Source organism: Kitasatospora sp. NPDC004289 (assembly GCF_053602875.1).
Genome location: NZ_JBSGEL010000047.1, coordinates 35,611 through 54,171 on the forward strand (window position 1 = coordinate 35,611; position 18,561 = coordinate 54,171).

Here is an 18,561-nt window from a genome sequence, read left to right on the forward strand (position 1 = left end):
GCGCATTGGTCTTGACCATCTCGGCGGGCAAGCCCTACTGTCACTTACTGCAAAGACCTTTAATAAAGAAGGACGGATAAAGCCCGCCCCTCCCACCTGCCAGAACGTCGGGCGCGGGGCAGGCCCGGCGACCTTCAGGGCGGAGGACACGGTGGGGCAGAACCAGCTCGCGGCAGTACCGGAGCCGAAGTACTGGCACCTGCGCACGGTCCTGGTGCGCACCATCGACGCGGAGTTCTCCACCGGTCAGGTGCTGCCCAACGAGCGGGAGCTCGCCGCCCGCTTCGGCGTGGCCCGGGCCACCCTGCGCCAGGCGCTCGACCAGCTGGAGCTGGAGGGCCGGCTGGTCCGCCGCCGTGGCATCGGCACCCTGATCGCCGCCCCGCGGGTCGGCGTCCCGGTCAGCCGCCGCGAGGAGGGCTGGCCCGGGGTGAGCCGCAGTCAGGCCTGGCGCGAGGTCGGCTGCGAGAGCGCCCCCGCCACGCCGCAGCTCGCCCTGTCGCTCGGGGTCGAGCCCGGGAGCCTGGTGCACACCGTCCGCCGGATCCGTCTGGTCCAGGGCCAGGCCATGGCCACCGAGTCCCTGCACGTGCCGGACGCCGCGCTGCGCGCGCTGCCCCGGGTGGTCGGCGGTGCCGCCCAGTCCGAGGCGGACCCGGCGCGGCTGGTGCTCCGTCAGCTGGAGCGCCTGGTGATCGACGGCGAGTCCCGCGCGGTCGAGCTCGGCGTGGCCGAGGCCGAGGAGGCCGGACTGCTGCAGCGCCCGCCGGGCACCCCGGTCCTGGTGGTCACCACCCAGTACGCCGCGGCCGGCCGCCTCGCCGCCCTCTCGGTCGCCACCTACCGGGCCGACACCTGCAAGCTCACCTTCGGCGAGACCGGCCTGGTCGAGGTCACCCCGGTCGAGAACAAGCAGCCGGTCGGCGCGGCCGCCGCTTCCTGACGGCCCTTCCGACCGCCCTTGTGACCGCCCTTCTGACCGCCCGGAGGGCGGTCAGGGGCGCGGGGAACTGCGCGAATTCGGAAGAACGAGACCCGTGTGCCGGGTGCGGACAGCCACGTGCAAGTGGAACTCCGTGCCCGGCACACGGGTCTCTGTCGTCCGAGCTCGCGCAGTTCCCCGCGCCCCTGGGCGGCCCCTGCGGGGCCGGCGGCGGCGGGTCAGCGCGGGACGGAAGAAGGAGACCCGTGTGCCGGGTGCGGACAGCCACGTGCAAGTGGAACTCCGTACCCGGCACACGGGTCTCTGTCGTCCGAATTCGCGCAGTTCCCCGCGCCCCTGGGCGGCCCCCGCCGGGGGCCGCCCAGGGTTCAGCGCGGGGAGTCGACCGCGAAGAGCTGGTCCTCGACGTGGTCGAGGGCGACGCGGAGGGCGCCCATGGCGACGACCTCGGTGCCGAGGGCGGCCAGGGCGACGTCGGGGGCGCGGAGGCAGTAGAGGGCGAGCTGTTGGCGCAGGGGTTCCAACACGTCGTCAAGACCGGCCGCCCAGCCGCCGACCACCACGATCTCGGGGTCGAGGGCGAGGACCAGGGCCGCGACGTCGTGGACCAGGCGGCGCAGGAAGCGGTCCATCGCGACGAGGGCGACCTCGTCGCCCTCGCGGGCCAGCCGCAGCACCCGGGCCACCGCGGCCTCGTCCAGCGGGTCGAGCGGCTTGCCGGTGGTGGAGAGCAGGCGCTCCGGGGTGGCCTCCTGGCCGAGCAGGTGCAGCGCGCCGATCTCGCCGGCGGCGCCGCCGAAGCCGCGGTGCAGCCGCCCGTCGATCAGTGAGCCCGCGCCCGGGCTGAGGCCGGCCATCACGAAGACCAGGTCGCCCTTGCCGACCGCCGCGCCCTGCCAGTGCTCGGCGATGGCGGCCAGGTTGGCGTCGTTCTCGATCATCACCGGGCAGCGGAACGAGCGCCGCAGCCGGGCGCCCAGGTCCAGCCCGGTCCAACCGGGCATCGCGGTGCCGAGCTTGACGTTCCCTTCGCGATCCACGATGCCGGGGGAGCCGACCGCGACCGCCCAGAGGCTGTCCCGGGAGACCCCGGCCTTGCGGAGCACCTCGGCCACGGTGGCCCGGACCAGGGTGAGCCGCTCCTCGGGTTCGAGGGTCTCGACGGCCGGCTTGGCGTGGCTGCCCAGCACGGTGCCGGTCAGGTCGGCCAGGATGACCCGGATGTCGTGGACGCCGATCTCGATGCCCAGGATGTGCCCGGCCTCCGCGCGGAAGCGGAACCAACGGGCGGGGCGGCCGCGCTGACGGCCCGTGTCCTGGGACTGCTCGACCTCGGCGACCAGCCCGGCCTCGATCAGCCCCTCGATCACGCCCTCCACCGTCGGCCGCGACAGTCCGGTGTCCCCGACCAGCTGGGTCAGGGTGACGGCCTGTCCGTCGCGCAGCGCCCGCAGGGTGACCGCGGCGTTGATCCGACGCAGCAGCGAGGAGTCCCCTCCGGTGAGCCGATCCGCCAAGTCGCTGCCCTTCCGCCGTCTCACGCGCGACTGCACCGGCACGCGTGAAGGAGTACGCGGGCGACACTGTCCGGGCCCCCACGGGTGGGCCCACCGGGCAGCGCGACACGGGGTACGGCGCCGGAGGGCGTGAGCCGGATGCTACTCGGAGCGACCTCGGCCCGCGAGCGTTTCCGCAGCTCATCACCGGTTCGGTATCGAAACGGTACGTAGGCCCCGTCGCCCGGCGGGGTCGGCCGAGTCCGAACGGCGGCCGCCGCAGCGCGACCGTGCGCGGACGTGACCGCGCACGGACGTGACCGCGCACGGACGCGACCGCGCACGGACGTGACGGGGCAGCGGCGGGGGAGCGGCGGGGGAGCGGTGGCGGGGCGTCAGCCGCCGAGGCGCCAGACCGTGGTGGTCTTCACCCGGCTGTCCTCGAGGTCGGCCGCCGTCGGCACCTGGTAGACCGCCACCTCGGTGAAGGCCCCGCGCGGCAGGTAGGCCCGCCCGGGGTCGCCGACCAGCACCAGCGCGCCGCGCTCCTGAGCCCGGGTCAGGAACGGCAGCACCCGCTCGGCCATCGCCCGCTCGTAGAACACGTCCCCGGCCAGCACCACCTCGGCCGGTCCGCCGTCCCCGCCGAGCAGGTCCGCCAGGACGGCGTCGAGCCGCACCCCGTTGGCCTCGGCGTTGAGCGCGATCGCGGCCACCGCGTACGCGTCGATCTCGGCCGCCGTCACCTCCGCCGCGCCGCGCAGCGCGGCCGCGACCGCGACCAGTCCGGAACCGGCCGCCAGGTCCAGCACCCGACGGCCCGCCACCACCTCCGGGTGGTCCAGCACGTAGCGGGCCACGGCCTGGCCGCCGGCCCACGCGAAACCCCAGAACGGCGGCGGCAGGTCGGCCTGGCCCTTGCTCTCCTCGGTGTGCTCCCAGAGCGAGATGGCCGAGGCGGCCTGGTGCAGCCGCACCTCCGGCACGAACGGCACCGGTGCCAGCTCGGTCTGCTCCCGCACGAACCCCCGCAGGGCCTGCTCGTCCACCGTGGCCACACCCATGCTCCGCGCCTTCCTCTCACCGGTGCCCGGATCCTACGCCGGGGCCGCCACCTCGCCGACCGGCCGCAGCAGAGCCCGGGCCGGTCGGGGGTGACCCAGACCCTACGGCATCTGACGGCCCGTCACGTGCGCGTCACGTGTCCGTCGTACAGCCACAGCACGGCGGCAGCACGGGGGCAGCGCGGAGGCAGCGCGGCTGCCGCGCGCACGAGGCGCACCGGGGTCGCGAGGGACCGTCCCACCAGCTGGAATTCGCTCGTCCGGGTGGGTCGGCGCTGCTAGACATGCCCGTCATGAGCGACCTACGACTGCGCCCCGCCGACCCCGACGAGATCCCCGCCCTGCTGGCCTTCTGGGCCAGGGCTGCGGAGGGCACCAGCATCACCGACGACCCCGACGGAGTCGGACGCCTGATCGCCCGTGACCCGGAGGCGCTGATCGTCGCCGAACGGGACGGCGCGGTGGTCGGCACCGTGATCGCCGGCTACGACGGCTGGCGGTGTCACCTCTACCGGCTCGCGGTCGACCCGGAGCAGCGGCGGCAGGGCATCGCCGCCGCACTGCTGGCCGCGGTGGAGGAGCGGTTCGCCGCGCTCGGCGGCCGGCGGGCCGACGCGATGGTGCTCGACCACAACGAGCTCGGGCAGCACGCCTGGCGGGCGGCCGGCTACGGTCCCGAGCCGGCCTGGACCCGCTGGGTGAAGCCGCTGGGCTGAGCGGCTCCCCGGATCTCCCCACGGGTCCGTCACGGCGAGGGGGAGACGTCCGCTCCGCGCCGCTCGGGGTGCGGCGTCGCCGGACGGGGCGTCAGGGGTGCAGCGGCGCGGGCAAGTGGTGTCCGTGCGCCCCTGGCGTGCGCTCGCACAGGCGGCGCAGCCCGACTGGTGGTAGTGGTCGAGATACGTACGGTGAGAACCAGTACTGGTCGTCCCACCCCGTCAGGAGCCCGTCAGATGCGTATAGGTACCCTCGCCGCCGCCACCGTCCTGCTTGCCGTGAGCGCGCTGCCGCTCGCCGGCGCGGCCGAGGCCCAAGACCTGGACTGCCGGGACTTCCGGACCCAGCAGGAAGCCCAGGCGGAGTTCGACCGGGTCGCCGGTGACCCGAACCGGCTGGACGCCGACAAGGACATGAAGGCCTGTGAGGCGCTCTCCAACGGCGGGGTCGCCCCCGCCGTTCCCGGCGGGACGCCGCCCCCGGTGGCTAGCCCCTCGGCCTCGCCGTCGACGCCGGTCACGCCGCCCGTGCCGCACGGCGGGGTGAGAGCCGGCCACGGCCCGGTGGACGGGGGTGGCGACACCGGGCTCGCCGCCGGCCTCGGGGCAGCCTCCGCCCTGGCGGCGGGCGGGGCGTACGCCCTGCGCCGGCGGCAGGCCCGGCAGCGCGGCTGACCGTCCGTCGGATCCGGTGGGTGCGGCGACGGACCGCCGCCGCACCCACCGGCCCGGCCGGTTCGCCGAGCTGAGGAAACACCAGAGGAAGGATCCCCACATGGCCACCGCCGTGGGGCACGGCCAACGGGCCGAGAGACGGGCCAGGCGGCGGCGCCGGGCGCCGGGCGTGCTCGCGCTGGCCTCGGCGCTGTTGGCGCTGGGCGCCTGGGGCGTGGGGCTGGGTTCCTCGTCCGAGCTGCCGCCAGTTCCCGGGACGCCCGCCGCCGCGCCCGTCCCGGTCGTGGTGGTGCCGGCCGTGCCGGCGCCGGTGCACGGGATGGCCCGGTCGGTGCCCCGGCGGCTGCGGATCCCCGAGCTGGACGTGGACGTCCCGCTGGTCGAGCTGACCCTCGGGACGGACGGGGCCCTCCAGCCACCGGAGTCCGAGGAGACCGCGCTGGCCGGCTGGTACGCGGCCGGGACCAGCCCGGGCGAGACCGGCACCGCCGTGCTCGCCGGGCACGTCGACACCGCACGCGGCCCCGCCGCGCTGTACCGGCTTGCCACCCTGACGCCCGGTCAGGCCGTCCTGGTCGACCGGACGGACGGCGGCACCGCCCGCTTCGTGGTGGACGAGGTCGCCAACCACCCCCGCGAGGCCTTCCCCAGCGACCGGGTCTACGCCCCGGCCCCCAGGCCCGAGCTCCGGGTGATCACCTGCGGCGGCCGCTACGACCGCGCCCACGGCGGCTACCAGGACAACACCGTGGTCTACGCCCACCTGGAGCAGCGGCCGTGACGGCCGGTCAGCCGGCCGGGTCCGCGTCCGGGTCCGTGTAGTCGGCGGTCCGCCGCACCTCGCCGAAGCGGGGGAAGATCCGGCCGACGGCGAACTCGTGCTCGTCGGCCGCGAAGCCGGACATGGCGTCCGTGACGAACTCCACCTCGTAGCCGAGGTCACTCGCCGCCCGCGCCGTCGACTCCACGCCCATGGTGGTCACCAGGCCGCCCAACACCACCGTCCCGACGCCGAGTTCGCGCAGCCGCGCATCCAGGCCGGTGCCCTGGAACGCGCCCACGGTCTGCTTGACCACGGTGACGTCCCCGGGCTGCACCAGGCCCTCGGCGAAGCCGCTGCCGGGCGGCTGCTCGGCCACCCCGGGGCGGTCCACCCGCACCAGCACCACCGGCCGCCCCTGCGCGCGGAACGCCTCCGCGAGGCGGCGGCAGCGGGCCAGCACCTGCTCGCCCTCGTACGGGGCGAGCGGGAGGGCGACGATCCGGGGCATCAGGTCGATCAGGACCAGGGCGGTGTTCACGGGCCGAGCATAGGGGCCGCGCTGTGGTCGGCCCCGGCGGGGCGGGGGGGAAAACCCGTCGATCCGCCGGCCGGTCCGGCCTACGCTCCTGCCCATGTCCCACGCGAAGACCAGCTACGTCTGCCTGCCCTGCCGGGCCTCGTACAAGCAGCCGTACGAGGGTGCCCACGAGCGCCGCTGCCCGCGCTGCGCGGAGCCGCTGATCCACGTCGGCTCGGCCTTCGCCGCCCCCCGTCGCCGCGACACCGCCGCCTGGCGGGTCCTCTCGGTGCTGCTGCACGCGGGCGTCCGCTTCCACAAGTCCTGCTGCGGCGGCCCCGGTTACCGCCCGCAATCGGTCCGCGAGGTCCGCGAGCGGCTGGTCCACGCCCGCCGCACCGGCCGCCCGGCGGCGGAGGCGCTGGTGCGGTACGGGCTCTGACGCGGACCGGCCGTGCCACGCCCTTCGGGAGGGGGTGGCACGGCCGGTCCGTCTCACACGGTGTTCAGCACTGGGGCCGCTTGCCGTGGTTGGCGCCGTGCTTGCGGCGGGCCTTCTTCTTGCGGCGTCGCTTGGAAGACATCGCGTCTGCTCCTCTCGCTGCGGTCTGCCGGTCCTCCGTTCAACCTCGCACGGGCGGGAGAGGTCGGCGAGGCGGCGCCGCTGTGCGGGTGACGGGGCGTGAGCGGAGGGGGACCGGCCGGTTCCGGCCGTCCGGTGACGGTCACGCGGGGGAGAAGGGTGGGTGGTGTGGCACAGGTGTACGGGTGGCGGGTGCGCAGGGACGGGTGGGGCGGGGGCGGCGGATGGGGCGGGCCGCAGAAAGGCCGACAAGCGACCGGCCGGCGCATGCCAGAGGTCTAGGCCAACAGGGGCTCCCCTCCTAGGGTGTGACGCACCGTCAGCCGGGCCCGGGTGTCGACGGAGACCGTCCGCCACCACCACCCAGGGGGTACCCGCATGTCGCTACGCCTGTTCTCGCGCGTGGTCAGATCCGCGCTGCTCGCGGTGAGCGTGCTCGCCGCGCTCCTCGCCGCCGCCCTGCCCACCGCCTACCCGGCCGCGGCCGCCGTGCCGGACCGCTACGGCTTCGCCTTCCTGGACAACGCGACCCCGCCGCCCGCCTACGTCCCGGACACCACCCGCCAGTGGGGCAGCTGGCCGTCGCCGGGCGCCAACCCGGTCAAGGTCGACCAGGTGGGCGTCGGCCAGTACGTCGTGCACTTCCCGCTGATCGCGGGCCCGGGCGGGATCGCCCACGCCACCGCCGTCGGCCGCACCGGCAGCTGGTGCCAGGTCAAGGGCTGGGGCCCGGTCGGGACCGGACTCGACGTGACGGTCCTGTGCTACAAGCCCGGCGGCATTCCGGTGAACTCGCTGTTCACCGCGCTCTACACCACCAGCAGCGGGGTCCCCGCCCCGGCCGGCGGCGGCTACGGCTACACCTACTCCGCCCCCACCGGCGCGGTGATCACCCAGTACAACTCCTCCGGCGGGGCCAACACCGTCAGCCACGGCTCCACCGGCATCTGGAAGGCCTGGCTGCCCGGCCTCGGCGCCGCCACCCCGCTCGGCAACTTCCAGGTGACCGCGGTCGACGGCGTCCAGGGCGCCCGCTGCAAGGTGGCCGACTGGTACCCGGCCGCCAGCGGGCAGACCGCGATCGTCGCCTGCTTCGACGCGGCCAACAACCCGTACGACACCCGGTGGACGCTCAGCTACTCGGTCAAGCGCGCCGTGCACGGCCCGGCCTTCCCGCCCAAGTACTTCGGCCACCTCTGGTACAACGGCGGCGTCCCGGCCGCGACCAGCTTCAACTCGGTCGGCGCGGTCAACTCCCTCGCCGGGTCGGTCCCGTACTCGGTGACCATGCCCGGGGTGGCGCAGGCCCCGGACACCTCGCACACCACCGCCTTCGGTCCCGGCCCGGACTACTGCGGCGAGGCCATGCCCTGGAACCGCAGCGGCAGCACCCTGACGCTCTACCCGATCTGCTTCAACGCCAGCGGCAGCCCGGTGACCGGGCGGTTCTTCACCGCCTACACCTCGGCGTTCTGACCCGTCGTCGGCAGACCCGGCCCGGGCGCTCAGGGGGTGTGGAAGAGCACCTCCGGGGCGTCCGGGCGGGGGCCGTCGAGCACCGGCTGCGGGCGGCCCTTCAGGTGGAGGTCGAGGAAGGCGCCGACGTAGCGCCTGGTCAGCTCCACCGAGCGGGCGCCGGTCAACTCCGAGCCGGGGGCGGGCGGGTCGATCTGGTCGACGATGGCCGGGTAGTCGGTGAAGGTGAAGTGGTCCGAGCCGGTGAAGGTGATCCAGCGCTTCCAGCCGCCGAACCGGCTCCAGTTGACGTCCCAGCTGGGCTCGTGGCCCGGCGTGGTCTCGGCCGCGCCCAGCAGCAGGAACGGGCGGCCGTCGGTGGCGGGCGGGGTCATCAGCGAGCCGTCCATGTCGACCCCGGCCTTGATCCGGGGGTCGGCCGCCATCGCGGAGGCGGCCGAGGCGCCGCCGATCGAGTGCCCGGCCATCGCGATCCGCTTGCGGTCGATCATGCCCGCGAGGCGCCAGGCGGGGTGACGGCCGGTCAGCCGGTCGAGCAGGAAGGAGACGTCCTTCGCCCGGCCGTCGGTCACCTTGTCGTAGCCCACGCCCTCGGCCTGCTCACAGGCCAGGCAGGTCGGCAGCCGCCCGCCCGGGAAGGCGGTGCCCGCGCTCTCGTACGCGTGGTCCACCAGGGCGACCAGGTAACCGCGCGAGGTGAGGTCCTCGGCGAGCGAGCTCAGGGTGGCCCGGTGCACGCCGAAGCCGGGGGAGAGCACCACCAACGGGTACGTCCCGCCCAGCGGCCGGGCGTCGGTGCGGGCCGTGGTCCGGGTGGCCGCCACCACGGCCGGGTCGACGGCGTCCTTGAGCTCCGCCCCCAGCAGCCGGCGGGCCTCGTCCACCCGCAGGTACGGGGCCGGGCGGCCGGTGCCCCGGTGGGCCGGGTAGTACATGGTCACCATCAGCTCGCGCGGGCCGGACTTCGCCCACTGGTCCACCCGGCTGCGGTCCACCAGGTGCAGCACCTCCTGGCCGACGCCCAACGGGCCCGTGGGGCGGGGAAGTTCGAGCTGTGTCCGGGAGGGCTTGGTGGCCGTGGCGGCGGGTGCGGGCGCGGCCGAAGCGGTGGCGGCCAGCGGCAGCGGGAGCGCCAGGGCGAGGAGCAGGGTGGCGGCGGCGGTGAGGCGTCGGTTCATGTCTCCGAACCTAGGTCCCGGCCCCTGACGGATCGTCAGCTCGCCGGAGGATCACGCTCCTCCGCCCGGAGGATGCCCCACCTCCACCCACGGTCTGACCACCGCACCGGGAAGTCCTCCGGCGGTAGCGGTCGGTCGCCTGACGGATCGTCGGCCGACCGGAGGACGGGGATCATCGGCTCGGAGGATCCCCGTCCTCCGCGCGGGCCGGCGTCAGGGGCGCCGGTCAGAGGAAGTTGTTGGGCCAGATCATGGTCCGCCACATGTGGGCCACCGGTGAGCCGTCGAAGCCCAGGCCTTCGCGCGGCTGCCGGAAGCACCGGCCCAGGGTGTCCTCGAACTCGCTGATGTCGATCTCCTCGGCCGGGTCGAAGTCGAAGGTGTAGACGTCGTTGAGCGTGATCAGACGGGCCGTCATGTACCACCGGTGGGCGCGCACGTCCCGGTAGGCGCGGTGCACGTGCCCGGGCGGGCGGTAGTCGGGGCCGAAGAAGGCGTTGTAGGCGTCCGGGTAGTCGTAGCCCACGGCGGGGTCGGGGAAGAAGCGGAGGATCTCGTGCTGGCGGATCGCCCAGGCGACCTCCTCGCTGACGTAGGGGGCGACCAACTGGGCTCCCCAGTGACCGTGGTGACTGCGCAGCAGACCGCCGACGGCGATGTCGTGCAGCAGGCAGGCGGTGACGACCGTGTCGCCCAGGTCCAGGTCGCGGGCGCGGCGGGCGCTGTGGATCAGGTGCAGGGCGGTGAAGCGGTCCTGCGCGAGCCGCAGGCGGAAGAAGTCGGCGAGCGTGGGCCGGTCTGGCATCACGGGCAGTGTCGGGTTGTCGCCCATCATGAAGACGCGGTCCTCGCCGAGCTTCGCGATCCACTGGCCGCCGTCCAGGTGCTGGTCGGTTCCGAGGGTGGCGATGGCCGGCAGGGTGGTCATCCGCTCTAGGCCCTCCTGGCCCGAGGGCCGGGGTCGGAGGAGGAGCGAGGACCGCGGCGCGGTCCGCTCCCGCGCGGGGCGGGGCAGGACGAGGCGGGCGGGGGCGAGGGCGAGCGGGGTGGGCAGGGCGTGCGACTGAGGTTCCGCTGCGCGCACGCCGGCCTGGTCGCAGAGCCGGCCGATCCGGGCGGCCGCCTCGGGCGTGACCGGTCCGGTCAGGGCGGCCCCGTGCTCCCCGCTCAGCGCCAGCACCGCCGCCTCGGCCTCGCAGGCCCACAGGTCATGGGAGTTGAGCAGCCCGGTGCCCGGTCCGTAGCGGTGGTCCCCGCGCCGGTGGAGCGGTCCCGGCGCGGGGGCACCGGTGCCGATCGGCCACAGCACCCGGGCGCCGCGTTTGTGCCACTGCTCGCGGTCCACGCAGCCGGGCCGATAGCCGTCGATGAGGACGTGCCCGGCCAGGTCCTCACCGGACAGGAGCTCGTCCGGGTCGAGCCGTTCGGTGACGGCGCTGACGGTCACCCGGCAGGCGCGCAGGACCTCTCCGGCGTCGGCCGTGACGCGGGTGCGGGCCTCGCCGCCCGCCGCCCGGACCACCCGGTCGACCCGGCCCAGCCGGGCGGGCCGGTCACAGGCGAGGAAGGCCGCGTCGGGTAAGGCGGCGAGCAGGGTGGTCAGGACGGAGCTGCCGATCGGGCCGGCCGCACCGATCACCCCGATCCGCAGCGGGCCGCTACCGCTGGCGACGGAGTCCAGGACGTCGAGCGTCAGGGACCGGATCAGGTGGACGGTGGCGCCGTGCCCGGTCGTGACGGCCGGAACGTTCCTGCCGGGGGCGGCAGCGCCGATGCCCCGGGGGACCGCGTCGTGCCCGAAGCGGGTCAGTGCCGGGAGGGTGGCGCCGAGGCCCACCACCTGCACGCCGAATCGTTTCCGTGCGAAGCCGATCGTGTCTCGGACGATGCCCGAGATCCGCTCCGCTGACGCCTCGGGGGTCAGGTCCGTGACCAGGTCCGCGGTGACCGGGGCCTGCAGCACGACCCCGCGGCGTCCGGCGTGTGCTCCGTAGTCGGCCAGCGCCAGGGGCGGCAGGGCCGCCAGGAGGTGCTGGCTCCAGCTCGGGGTGACGCCGTACCGGGCGTCGAGCAGCGGCAGCAGGTGGTGGATCTCGGGGCCCCGGGTGGGGTCGTGACGGCTGATCAGGCTGGGCACCACGAAGGCCCGGTCGGCCGGCAGATCGGGCGTGATCCGGCCCTCGTACAGACCGAAGGCCCGCTCGACGGTGGCGAGGCTGAGGGCCGCGGCGTCCGCCGGGTCGGCGAGGTCCGGCCGGGCACCGGCCCGCCGGACCATCGCGTCGAGGAGCCGGAGCGCGTGCTCGCGGTCGGGCACGGTCCGCGGCGGACTCGTGGAGTGGAGTGCGGGAAGCATGACGATGACAACCCCCTGGGGCCCAACGGCCCGCGTGTGACGGATTCCTGGCAGAAGGGGGCATGCCGCGGTCGCGGCGGTGTGCCGCTGCGGTGATGGATTCGGATCCGGGTCTTCCCCTGCCCCCGAAGAAGATCAACGACGCTGTCGATCATGAGTCACGGTCGGGGGCGAGGAGATCGCGCCGGTGTCAGGCGATCGTCCAGCGGTGCAGTGCGCCGTCGACCAGGGCGGCCAACTCGCCTGCGGGGCGGTGGTGGTGGGTGGGGCGGAAGCCGGGGACGGTGGCGAGGCGGGCACCGGTGCCGGGGTCCCAGGTGGTGAGGCCTTCGGATGCGGCGGCGTACAGCAGGCCGTCAGCGGCGAAGAAGCGACCCTCGGGGCCGGGGAAGAAAGAGAAGTCGGTCGCGGTGCGCCAGGGGAGCGAGCCGGTGAACCCGTCCGCGTGGACGACGCGGGCTCCCGGACGCGGCTCGTCGCCGAGGAGCTCGGTACTGCCGATCGCCAGACGGTCGTCGTCGAGCCAGACCATGGGGACGTCCCAGCGGTCCGCGTAGTCGGCGACGAAGAGGGTGGCCCCGGCGTCGGCCTCGTACGGGTCCTCGGTGAGCCAGCGGTGGAGGCTCCAGACCAGCGGGGCGCCGACGGGCTGCCAGATCCAGCCGTCGTCGGCGATCCGGCGGCCGTCGGGGCTGAGATGGAGCGCGCCGTGGAAGTAGTCCAGGTACCGGTCGGAGGTGTACGGGGGCTGCGAACGGCCGGTCAGCAAGGTGCCGTCGGCGGGGTCGGAGACGTCGAGGCGGTTCCAGTCGGTGCGGTGGACGAGCAGGGTGCGGCCCTGGTGCTCGGTGAAGGCGAGGGAGAACGGGACCGTCTCGCAGTCGTCGTCACCGCCGTCGAGCCGCATGGTGACGGCGCCCGTGCTGAGGTCGAGGACCCGGCCGTAGCGCTTGTAGTCGATCACCACGGCGGCGAACCGCCCGTCGGCGCTGACGTGCAGGCGCCGCGCGGGTGTCCGGTCGGTCCACGGTTCGCTGCCGGGCGGCACGTCGAGCGGGGTGCGGGCGAGCTTCTGCCAGTGGTCGTCACCGCAGCGCCAGCGGCCGATGACCCCGTCCTCGCGGAGGAAGAACCAGACCCCGGCCGCGCCGCCCGGGGCGAGACTCGCGAGCGGGCCGACGGAGGCGGGCAGCGGTGAGACGGTGGGGCGGTGCGCACGCATGGTCGGACCTCCGCAGCGTCAGTTGATCGTCCAGCGGTGCAGGGCGCCGTCGACGAGGGCGGCCAACTCGCCTGCGGGGCGGTGGTGGTGGGTGGGGTGGAAGCCGGGGACGGTGGCGAGGCGGGCGCCGTCGGTGGGGTCCCAGACGGTGAGGCCTTCGGGGGTGGCCGCGTACAGGAGGCCGTCTACCGCGAAGAAGGGGCCGTCGGGGCCCGCGAAGGCGGTGAGGCGGAGGGGGGTGTTGAGGGCGCCGGTGAGGTCGTCGACGTGGAGGACCAGTGCACCGGGGCGGAGCCAGGCGCTGTCGTCGCCGAGGCCGCCGAGGGCGAGGCGCTCGCCGTCGAGCCAGACCATCGGACGGTTCCAGAGGTAGTCGGGTTGGAGGGGGTCGCGCAGGCTGGGGCCGTCCTCGCTCTCGTAGGGGTTCTCGGTCAGCCAGTGGTGAAGGCTCCAGAGGGACGGGGCGCCGACGGGCTGCCAGATCCAGCCGTCGTCGGCGATCCGGCGGCCGTCGGGGCTGATGTGCAGGGCGCCGTGGAAGTAGTCGAGGGCGCGGTCCTCGTCGAGTTCACGGTCCGTCAGGAGGGTGCCGTCGGCGGGGTCGGAGACGTCGAGGCGGTTCCATTCGGTGCGGTGGACGAGCAGGGTGCGGCCCTCGTGCTCGGTGAAGGCGAGGGAGAAGGGGACGGTGTAGGTCTTGTGGGTGCCGCCGGACAGGGCCATGGTGACGGCGCCGGTGGTGAGGTCGAGGACCTGGCCGAGGGACTCCCCGTCCACGTGGTCCTGGACCACGGCGGCGTACCGGCCGTCCGCGTCGGCGTGCAGTCGCAGGGCGGGGAGCATCTCGCCCCACGTCCGTGCGTCCGGCGGCAGGGCGACCGTGGTGCGGGCGAGCTCCTGCCAGTGTTCGTCCCCGGGGTGCCAGCGGACGAGGGTGCCGTCGGCGAGGAGGAGCAGCCAGCCGCCGGCCGCGCCGCCGGGAGCCAGGTCGGTGACCGGGCCGAGCGCGGCGGGCAGCGGCGAGCGCACCACGGTCGGGTCGGTCGGGCGCGGGCGTTCCACCGGGCCCGGGTGGCCGCGGGTGCCGAGCAGGCCGCGGGTGACGGCGTCGGCGCAGGGGGCGCAGAGCGGGGTCACCCGGACCATCGGGCCGACGTCGGTCGGCGGGACGCAGTCCTGGCAGACCCGGGCCTGGTCGGTGCCGTCGCCGGTGAAGTGCACGTACTGGTAGAGCGGTTCGGTCGTGGTGAGCAGGTGCTCGCAGACCGGGACCGGTGCCGACGTCAGGTGATGGCCGCAGGCGGGCGCGGCGGTGGTCCCCCGTGGATCGTTCACGGGGGCGAGTAGAACACGGCCTCAGGCGTGATCGGCAGCGAATTTCCCGGCGTCCCAGAGGCCGCCGAGGGCGGGTGCGAGGGCGGACTCGGCGAGGGCGGCGAAGGTGGGTGAGTCCGGGGCGCCGTGCGGGAGGGCGCCGAGGAGGGGGGCTCCGGCGGCGGTGGGGAGGTCGGCGAGGTTGCAGCGCATGGCGAGGTCGGGGGCGGCGGGCCAGCTGCCGATGACCACGCCGAGGGTGGCCAGGCCACGGGCGCGCAGCGCCTCGGCGGTGAGGGTGGTGGTGTTGAGGGTTCCCAGGCCGGCGGTGGCGACCAGCAGGACCTGGACCTCCAGGCCGAGCGCCGCGGTGGCCAGTGCCATGTCGGCGAGGGTCTCCCCGGCCGGGTTGTAGCGGACCAGCAGGCCGCCCGCGCCCTCGACCAGGACCAGGTCGTGGTCGGCGGCCAGCGAAGCGGCCTCGGCGGCGGCCTCGGCGGCCGTCAGCGCCGGCAGTCCGGACCGCCGGGCGGCGGTCTCGGGGGCCAAGGGCTCGGGGTAGCGGACGAGTTCGCTCAGGGTGACGTGCGGGCCGGCCAGTCGGCCGATCTCCGCCACGTCGCCCGGCTCGCCGGGGAGGACGCCGGTCTGACCGGGCTTCAGCACTGCCACCGAGGGGGCGAGCGCGGCCACGGCCGCGGTGACGGCGGTCTTGCCGACCTCGGTGCCGGTGCCGGTGACGAACAGGACGGTGCCGGGGCGGCGGGTCTGACGGGTGTTCACAGGAGCCTCAACGAAGGGGGAGTCAGCCGGCGGCAGCGGCGGCGGTCACGGCGGCCGTGATCCGCGCCAGGTCGGCGTCGGAGGTGACGTACGGCGGCATGGTGTAGACGAGGTCGCGGAACGGCCGCAGCCAGACGCCCTCGCGGGCGGCGGCCTCGGTGGCCGCCCGCATGTCGACGGGGTGGTCGAGCTGGACGACGCCGATCGCGCCGAGCACCCGGACGTCCTTGACGCCCGGGACGGCGGTGGCCTCGGCGAGTCCGTCCCGCAGGCCGGTCCCGATCCGCTTGACCTCGGTGCGCCAGTCCTGGGAGAGCAGCAGCTCGATCGAGGCGTTGGCGACGGCGGCGGCCAGCGGGTTGCCCATGAAGGTCGGGCCGTGGGCGAGCACGGGGACCTCGCCCCGGCTGATCCCGTCGGCGATCCGGGAGGTGCACAGGGTGGCGGCCATCGAGAGGTAACCGCCCGTCAGGGCCTTGCCGAGGCAGAGCACGTCGGGGGAGACGCCCGCGTGGTCGGCGGCGAAGAGCTCGCCGGTGCGGCCGAAGCCGGTGGCGATCTCGTCGAAGACCAGCAGCACGTCGTGGCGGTCGCAGACCTCGCGCAGCACCCGCAGGTACTCCGGGGAGTGGAAGCGCATGCCGCCCGCGCCCTGCACCACCGGCTCGACGATCACCGCGGCGAGCGTGTCGGCGTGCTCGGCGACCGCCTGCTCCAGCTTGTCCGCGTACGCCTGCTCGAACTCCACCGGCGGCTCCGGGACGAAGACCTGACCCGGCAGCACCCCTCCCCAGAGGCTGTGCATCCCGCCCTCGGGGTCGCAGACAGACATGGGGTGGAAGGTGTCGCCGTGGTACCCGCCGCGCCAGGTCAGCAGGCGCTGCTTGGCGGGGCGGCCGATCGAGCGCCAGTACTGCAGGCACATCTTCATCGCGACCTCGACCGCGACCGAGCCCGAGTCCGAGAGGAACACGTGCCGCAGCGGCTCCGGGGTGATCTCCACCAGCCGGGAGGCCAGCCGGACGGCCGGCTCGTGGGTGAGCCCGCCGAACATCACGTGGCTCATCCGGCCGAGCTGGTCGGTCACCGCGGCGTCCAGCACCGGGTGCCGGTAGCCGTGGACGGCCGCCCACCAGGAGGACATGCCGTCGATCAGCTCGTGGTGCCCGGCCACCGGCTCCGCCATCCGGAGCCGGACACCGGAGGCGGACTCCACCACGTAGGGGGTGGAGGTGCCGGGCATCGGGCCGTACGGGTGCCAGACGTGGGCGCGGTCGAGGTCGAGGAGGTTGTGCATGGGAGAGCGTCAGTTCCTAGGCGTTGGGCGCCAGTTCGGTGCCGGCGCCGCGGCGGCGGACCCGGACCAGGTCGGGCTGGGGCTCGTCGTTCGGGGTGCTCTGGGCGGGCACGGGGGCGGCGTGACCGCCGCACGGGCCGCAGCCTCCGCCGGTGCCGCAGCCGTGGGCCTCCTGCGCGTCGTCGGCGGAGTCGGTCGAGCAGACCGAGCCGCAGCCGCCGCCGGCCGCGGCCTCGGAGCGGTGCCGCGGCAGGGTGGCCTCGCCCGCGCCCTCCACCACGAAGCCCGCGTCGGCGATCATGTCGAGGTCGGCCTGGCCGGCCTGGCCCTCGCTGGTGAGGTAGTCGCCGAGGAAGATGGAGTTGGCGATGTGCAGGCCGAGCGGCTGCATCGAGCGCAGGTGCACCTCGCGGCCGCCGGCGATCCGGACCTCGACGTCGGGGCAGACGAAGCGGACCATGGCGAGGATGCGCAGGCAGCGCTGCGGGGTGAGGTTCCACTCCTTGGCCAGCGGGGTGCCCTCGAAGGGGATCAGGAAGTTGACCGGCACCGAGTCGGAGCCGATCTCGCGCAGCGCGTAGACCACGTCGACCAGGTCCTCGTCGCTCTCGCCCATGCCGGCGATCAGGCCGGAGCAGGCGGAGAGGCCGGCGCCGTGCGCCTTCTGGACGGTGTCCACCCGGTCCGCGTAGGTGTGGGTGGTGGTGATGTCCCCGTAGGTGGCCTCGGAGGTGTTGAGGTTGTGGTTGTAGGCGTCGGCCCCGGCCGCCTTCAGCCGCTCGGCCTGGTTGTCGGAGAGCAGGCCCAGGCAGGCGCAGACCTCGACGGCCTCGTTGGAGTCCTTGATGGCGGCGATGGTGTCGGCGACCCGGTCGATGTCGCGGTCCGTCGGGCCGCGGCCGCTGGCGACCAGGCAGACCCGCTTGGCACCGCCGGCCAGACCGGCGGCGGCCGCCTCGGCCGCCTGCTCGGGCTTGAGCCAGGTGTACTTGAGGATCTCCGCCTTGGAGCCGAGCCGCTGGGAGCAGTAGTTGCAGTCCTCGGGGCAGAGGCCGCTCTTGAGGTTCACCAGGTAGTTGAGCTTGACCCGCCGGCCGAACCACTGACGGCGCACCCGCCCGGCGGCCGCGACCACGTCCAGCAACTCGTCGTCGGTGGTGGCGAGTACGGCCAGTGCCTCCTCCCGGGTGGGGAGTTCCCGGCGCAGGCCCTTGGCGGTGAGGGTGTCGAGCAGATCCATGGCCTTGATCCTGCCCGGGCGACGTCGCCCCGCGCCAGAGGGAACCCACCAAGAACAGGGCCTCGGAGGTGTGCGAGTTGTCACAGTTCCGCCATCCGGCGATCATCGGGCGATCCGCTCCGCGCCACCGGGCGGCCGGGCGCGGCGTGGCGGGCGACCCGGGTGCGGACGTGGTCGGATCATCCGCTTAGAATCTGCGCCATGACCACGCAGGGGGAGCGCCAGAGCCGCCGGGTCCGGGGCCGTCGCCGCCGGATCATCGCCCTGTGCACCGTCGGCGGTGTGGCCGTCGCCGTGGGCGTGGTGGTGGCCGAGTCGGGCGACTGGCTCCCGGGCGCCGGACGGACCACCAAGGAGGGCCTCAGTGCGGTGCCGGCCGACGCCGGTCCGCCGACCCAGCCGCTGACGGAGGAGCAGTTCTTCACCGTCGAGCGCTACTTCCCCGTCGGCCGGGCGGTCGACAACGGCGGCTTCAAGGCCCGCCGCACGGCGGCCCGCCAGGGCCAGGCCTGCGCCGAGGTGCTGGCCGACAAGGGCCGGGACGTGCTCAAGGACACCAACTGCCTCTCCTACGTCTCGGTCAGCTACACCCAGGACGGCAACCAGGTGCTGAGCAGCGTGACGGTGCTGCGCTTCCCCGACGAGGCGTCGGCGCAGCAGGCCGAGAAGGCGCTGGTCCCCAACGCCGAGGCGATCGCCTTCGTGCCGCCGGATCCGGGCGTCCTGCCGACGCCGTCCGGCTCGCCGGCCCCCCTGCCGGGCGCGCAGCAGCAGACCAGCGTCCAGGTGGACGCGGTCGGTCACTACCTGACCGTCACCTCCTCGCGCTTCGCCGACCCGGCCTCCACCGCGGCGCCCGCCGCCCTGGACGAGGCCACCCGGGCCGTGGGGTACACGGCCCGGGCGCCCTTCATCTGGCTCTGACCCGGCCCTGAGGC

General features: G+C 74.6%; 18 protein-coding genes. 7 read left to right on the plus strand and 11 right to left on the minus strand.

From position 1 onward, the window contains the following. Window positions 1-151 precede the first annotated feature (151 nt). A complete protein-coding gene (locus ACWEPF_RS27355; RefSeq protein ID WP_345282804.1) occupies window positions 152-943 on the plus strand; it encodes a GntR family transcriptional regulator in 792 nt (263 codons plus the stop codon). A 368-nt stretch (window positions 944-1,311) separates the two neighbouring features. Here ACWEPF_RS27355 and ACWEPF_RS27360 read toward each other — a convergent pair whose 3' ends face one another. Together ACWEPF_RS27360 and ACWEPF_RS27365 are read right to left on the minus strand one after the other, a co-directional pair. Further along, window positions 1,312-2,460: an ROK family protein gene (locus tag ACWEPF_RS27360; protein ID WP_345282802.1), complete on the minus strand. Its 1,149-nt coding sequence runs from the start codon at window positions 2,458-2,460 to the stop codon at window positions 1,312-1,314. A gap of 374 nt (window positions 2,461-2,834) precedes the next feature. Continuing rightward, the gene (locus tag ACWEPF_RS27365) at window positions 2,835-3,503 is read right to left on the minus strand and encodes a class I SAM-dependent methyltransferase (protein WP_345282800.1); all 669 of its coding nucleotides are present in this window, start codon (window positions 3,501-3,503) and stop codon (window positions 2,835-2,837) included. Between the two features lie 284 nt (window positions 3,504-3,787). Between ACWEPF_RS27365 and ACWEPF_RS27370 the strand changes: the two genes are divergently transcribed. The 3 genes from ACWEPF_RS27370 to ACWEPF_RS27380 all read left to right on the plus strand — a co-directional run bounded on the left by ACWEPF_RS27370 (window position 3,788) and on the right by ACWEPF_RS27380 (window position 5,675). Next, complete coding sequence (locus ACWEPF_RS27370; RefSeq protein WP_452174624.1) at window positions 3,788-4,219, plus strand: GNAT family N-acetyltransferase; 432 nt, start codon at window positions 3,788-3,790, stop codon at window positions 4,217-4,219. 237 nt (window positions 4,220-4,456) lie between these two features. Beyond that, window positions 4,457-4,894 (plus strand): excalibur calcium-binding protein, encoded by a 438-nt coding sequence (locus ACWEPF_RS27375; RefSeq protein WP_452174625.1) that lies wholly within the window; start codon window positions 4,457-4,459, stop codon window positions 4,892-4,894. 100 nt (window positions 4,895-4,994) lie between these two features. Continuing rightward, window positions 4,995-5,675 carry a class F sortase gene (locus ACWEPF_RS27380; RefSeq protein WP_452174626.1) on the plus strand — a complete coding sequence of 227 codons (681 nt, stop codon included), beginning with the start codon at window positions 4,995-4,997 and terminating at the stop codon, window positions 5,673-5,675. Between the two features lie 7 nt (window positions 5,676-5,682). Here ACWEPF_RS27380 and ACWEPF_RS27385 read toward each other — a convergent pair whose 3' ends face one another. Further along, entirely contained in the window at window positions 5,683-6,195 is a 513-nt protein-coding gene (locus tag ACWEPF_RS27385; protein WP_452174627.1) for an isochorismatase family protein, read from the minus strand. 94 nt (window positions 6,196-6,289) lie between these two features. Between ACWEPF_RS27385 and ACWEPF_RS27390 the strand changes: the two genes are divergently transcribed. Continuing rightward, window positions 6,290-6,616 carry a deoxyxylulose-5-phosphate synthase gene (locus ACWEPF_RS27390; protein ID WP_452174628.1) on the plus strand — a complete coding sequence of 109 codons (327 nt, stop codon included), beginning with the start codon at window positions 6,290-6,292 and terminating at the stop codon, window positions 6,614-6,616. A gap of 64 nt (window positions 6,617-6,680) precedes the next feature. On the opposite strand, the gene ACWEPF_RS27395 is transcribed toward ACWEPF_RS27390, so the two are convergent. Continuing rightward, window positions 6,681-6,758 carry a 50S ribosomal protein bL37 gene (locus ACWEPF_RS27395; RefSeq protein WP_380149272.1) on the minus strand — a complete coding sequence of 26 codons (78 nt, stop codon included), beginning with the start codon at window positions 6,756-6,758 and terminating at the stop codon, window positions 6,681-6,683. A 377-nt stretch (window positions 6,759-7,135) separates the two neighbouring features. On the opposite strand from ACWEPF_RS27395, the gene ACWEPF_RS27400 reads away from it, so the two are divergent. Further along, complete coding sequence (locus tag ACWEPF_RS27400; protein ID WP_452174629.1) at window positions 7,136-8,233, plus strand: hypothetical protein; 1,098 nt, start codon at window positions 7,136-7,138, stop codon at window positions 8,231-8,233. 29 nt (window positions 8,234-8,262) lie between these two features. Here the strand turns inward: ACWEPF_RS27400 and ACWEPF_RS27405 are convergent, their stop codons facing one another. From ACWEPF_RS27405 to bioB, 7 genes are all read right to left on the minus strand, one after another. Continuing rightward, window positions 8,263-9,411 carry an alpha/beta hydrolase family protein gene (locus tag ACWEPF_RS27405; protein WP_452174630.1) on the minus strand — a complete coding sequence of 383 codons (1,149 nt, stop codon included), beginning with the start codon at window positions 9,409-9,411 and terminating at the stop codon, window positions 8,263-8,265. A 226-nt stretch (window positions 9,412-9,637) separates the two neighbouring features. Then, window positions 9,638-11,767 carry a hypothetical protein gene (locus tag ACWEPF_RS27410; protein WP_452174631.1) on the minus strand — a complete coding sequence of 710 codons (2,130 nt, stop codon included), beginning with the start codon at window positions 11,765-11,767 and terminating at the stop codon, window positions 9,638-9,640. A 190-nt stretch (window positions 11,768-11,957) separates the two neighbouring features. Beyond that, window positions 11,958-12,989, minus strand: coding sequence for a hypothetical protein (locus tag ACWEPF_RS27415; protein ID WP_452174632.1), 1,032 nt, complete (start codon window positions 12,987-12,989; stop codon window positions 11,958-11,960). Window positions 12,990-13,007: 18 nt separating this feature from the next. After that, window positions 13,008-14,324, minus strand: a complete 1,317-nt coding sequence (locus ACWEPF_RS27420) for a hypothetical protein (protein ID WP_452174633.1) — start codon at window positions 14,322-14,324, stop codon at window positions 13,008-13,010. A gap of 21 nt (window positions 14,325-14,345) precedes the next feature. Continuing rightward, a complete protein-coding gene (gene bioD / locus ACWEPF_RS27425) occupies window positions 14,346-15,086 on the minus strand; it encodes a dethiobiotin synthase (protein WP_452174634.1) in 741 nt (246 codons plus the stop codon). A 22-nt stretch (window positions 15,087-15,108) separates the two neighbouring features. Continuing rightward, on the minus strand, window positions 15,109-16,383 hold the full coding sequence (locus tag ACWEPF_RS27430) for an adenosylmethionine--8-amino-7-oxononanoate transaminase (RefSeq protein ID WP_452174635.1): 1,275 nt from the start codon (window positions 16,381-16,383) through the stop codon (window positions 15,109-15,111). 16 nt (window positions 16,384-16,399) lie between these two features. After that, window positions 16,400-17,623 carry a biotin synthase BioB gene (gene bioB / locus ACWEPF_RS27435; protein ID WP_452174636.1) on the minus strand — a complete coding sequence of 408 codons (1,224 nt, stop codon included), beginning with the start codon at window positions 17,621-17,623 and terminating at the stop codon, window positions 16,400-16,402. A gap of 201 nt (window positions 17,624-17,824) precedes the next feature. On the opposite strand from bioB, the gene ACWEPF_RS27440 reads away from it, so the two are divergent. Next, window positions 17,825-18,547: a hypothetical protein gene (locus ACWEPF_RS27440; RefSeq protein WP_452174637.1), complete on the plus strand. Its 723-nt coding sequence runs from the start codon at window positions 17,825-17,827 to the stop codon at window positions 18,545-18,547. Window positions 18,548-18,561 lie beyond the last annotated feature (14 nt).

Coding starts and splice junctions, on each gene's coding strand:
- ACWEPF_RS27365 (WP_345282800.1), bottom strand. CDS start 3,503: ATGGGTGTGGCCACGGTGGACGAGCAGGCCCTGCGGGGGTTCGTGCGG.
- ACWEPF_RS27440 (WP_452174637.1), top strand. CDS start 17,825: ATGACCACGCAGGGGGAGCGCCAGAGCCGCCGGGTCCGGGGCCGTCGC.
- ACWEPF_RS27415 (WP_452174632.1), bottom strand. CDS start 12,989: ATGCGTGCGCACCGCCCCACCGTCTCACCGCTGCCCGCCTCCGTCGGC.
- ACWEPF_RS27395 (WP_380149272.1), bottom strand. CDS start 6,758: ATGTCTTCCAAGCGACGCCGCAAGAAGAAGGCCCGCCGCAAGCACGGC.
- bioB (WP_452174636.1), bottom strand. CDS start 17,623: ATGGATCTGCTCGACACCCTCACCGCCAAGGGCCTGCGCCGGGAACTC.
- ACWEPF_RS27390 (WP_452174628.1), top strand. CDS start 6,290: ATGTCCCACGCGAAGACCAGCTACGTCTGCCTGCCCTGCCGGGCCTCG.
- ACWEPF_RS27405 (WP_452174630.1), bottom strand. CDS start 9,411: ATGAACCGACGCCTCACCGCCGCCGCCACCCTGCTCCTCGCCCTGGCG.
- ACWEPF_RS27400 (WP_452174629.1), top strand. CDS start 7,136: ATGTCGCTACGCCTGTTCTCGCGCGTGGTCAGATCCGCGCTGCTCGCG.
- ACWEPF_RS27410 (WP_452174631.1), bottom strand. CDS start 11,767: ATGCTTCCCGCACTCCACTCCACGAGTCCGCCGCGGACCGTGCCCGAC.
- ACWEPF_RS27430 (WP_452174635.1), bottom strand. CDS start 16,383: ATGCACAACCTCCTCGACCTCGACCGCGCCCACGTCTGGCACCCGTAC.
- ACWEPF_RS27375 (WP_452174625.1), top strand. CDS start 4,457: ATGCGTATAGGTACCCTCGCCGCCGCCACCGTCCTGCTTGCCGTGAGC.
- ACWEPF_RS27380 (WP_452174626.1), top strand. CDS start 4,995: ATGGCCACCGCCGTGGGGCACGGCCAACGGGCCGAGAGACGGGCCAGG.
- ACWEPF_RS27370 (WP_452174624.1), top strand. CDS start 3,788: ATGCCCGTCATGAGCGACCTACGACTGCGCCCCGCCGACCCCGACGAG.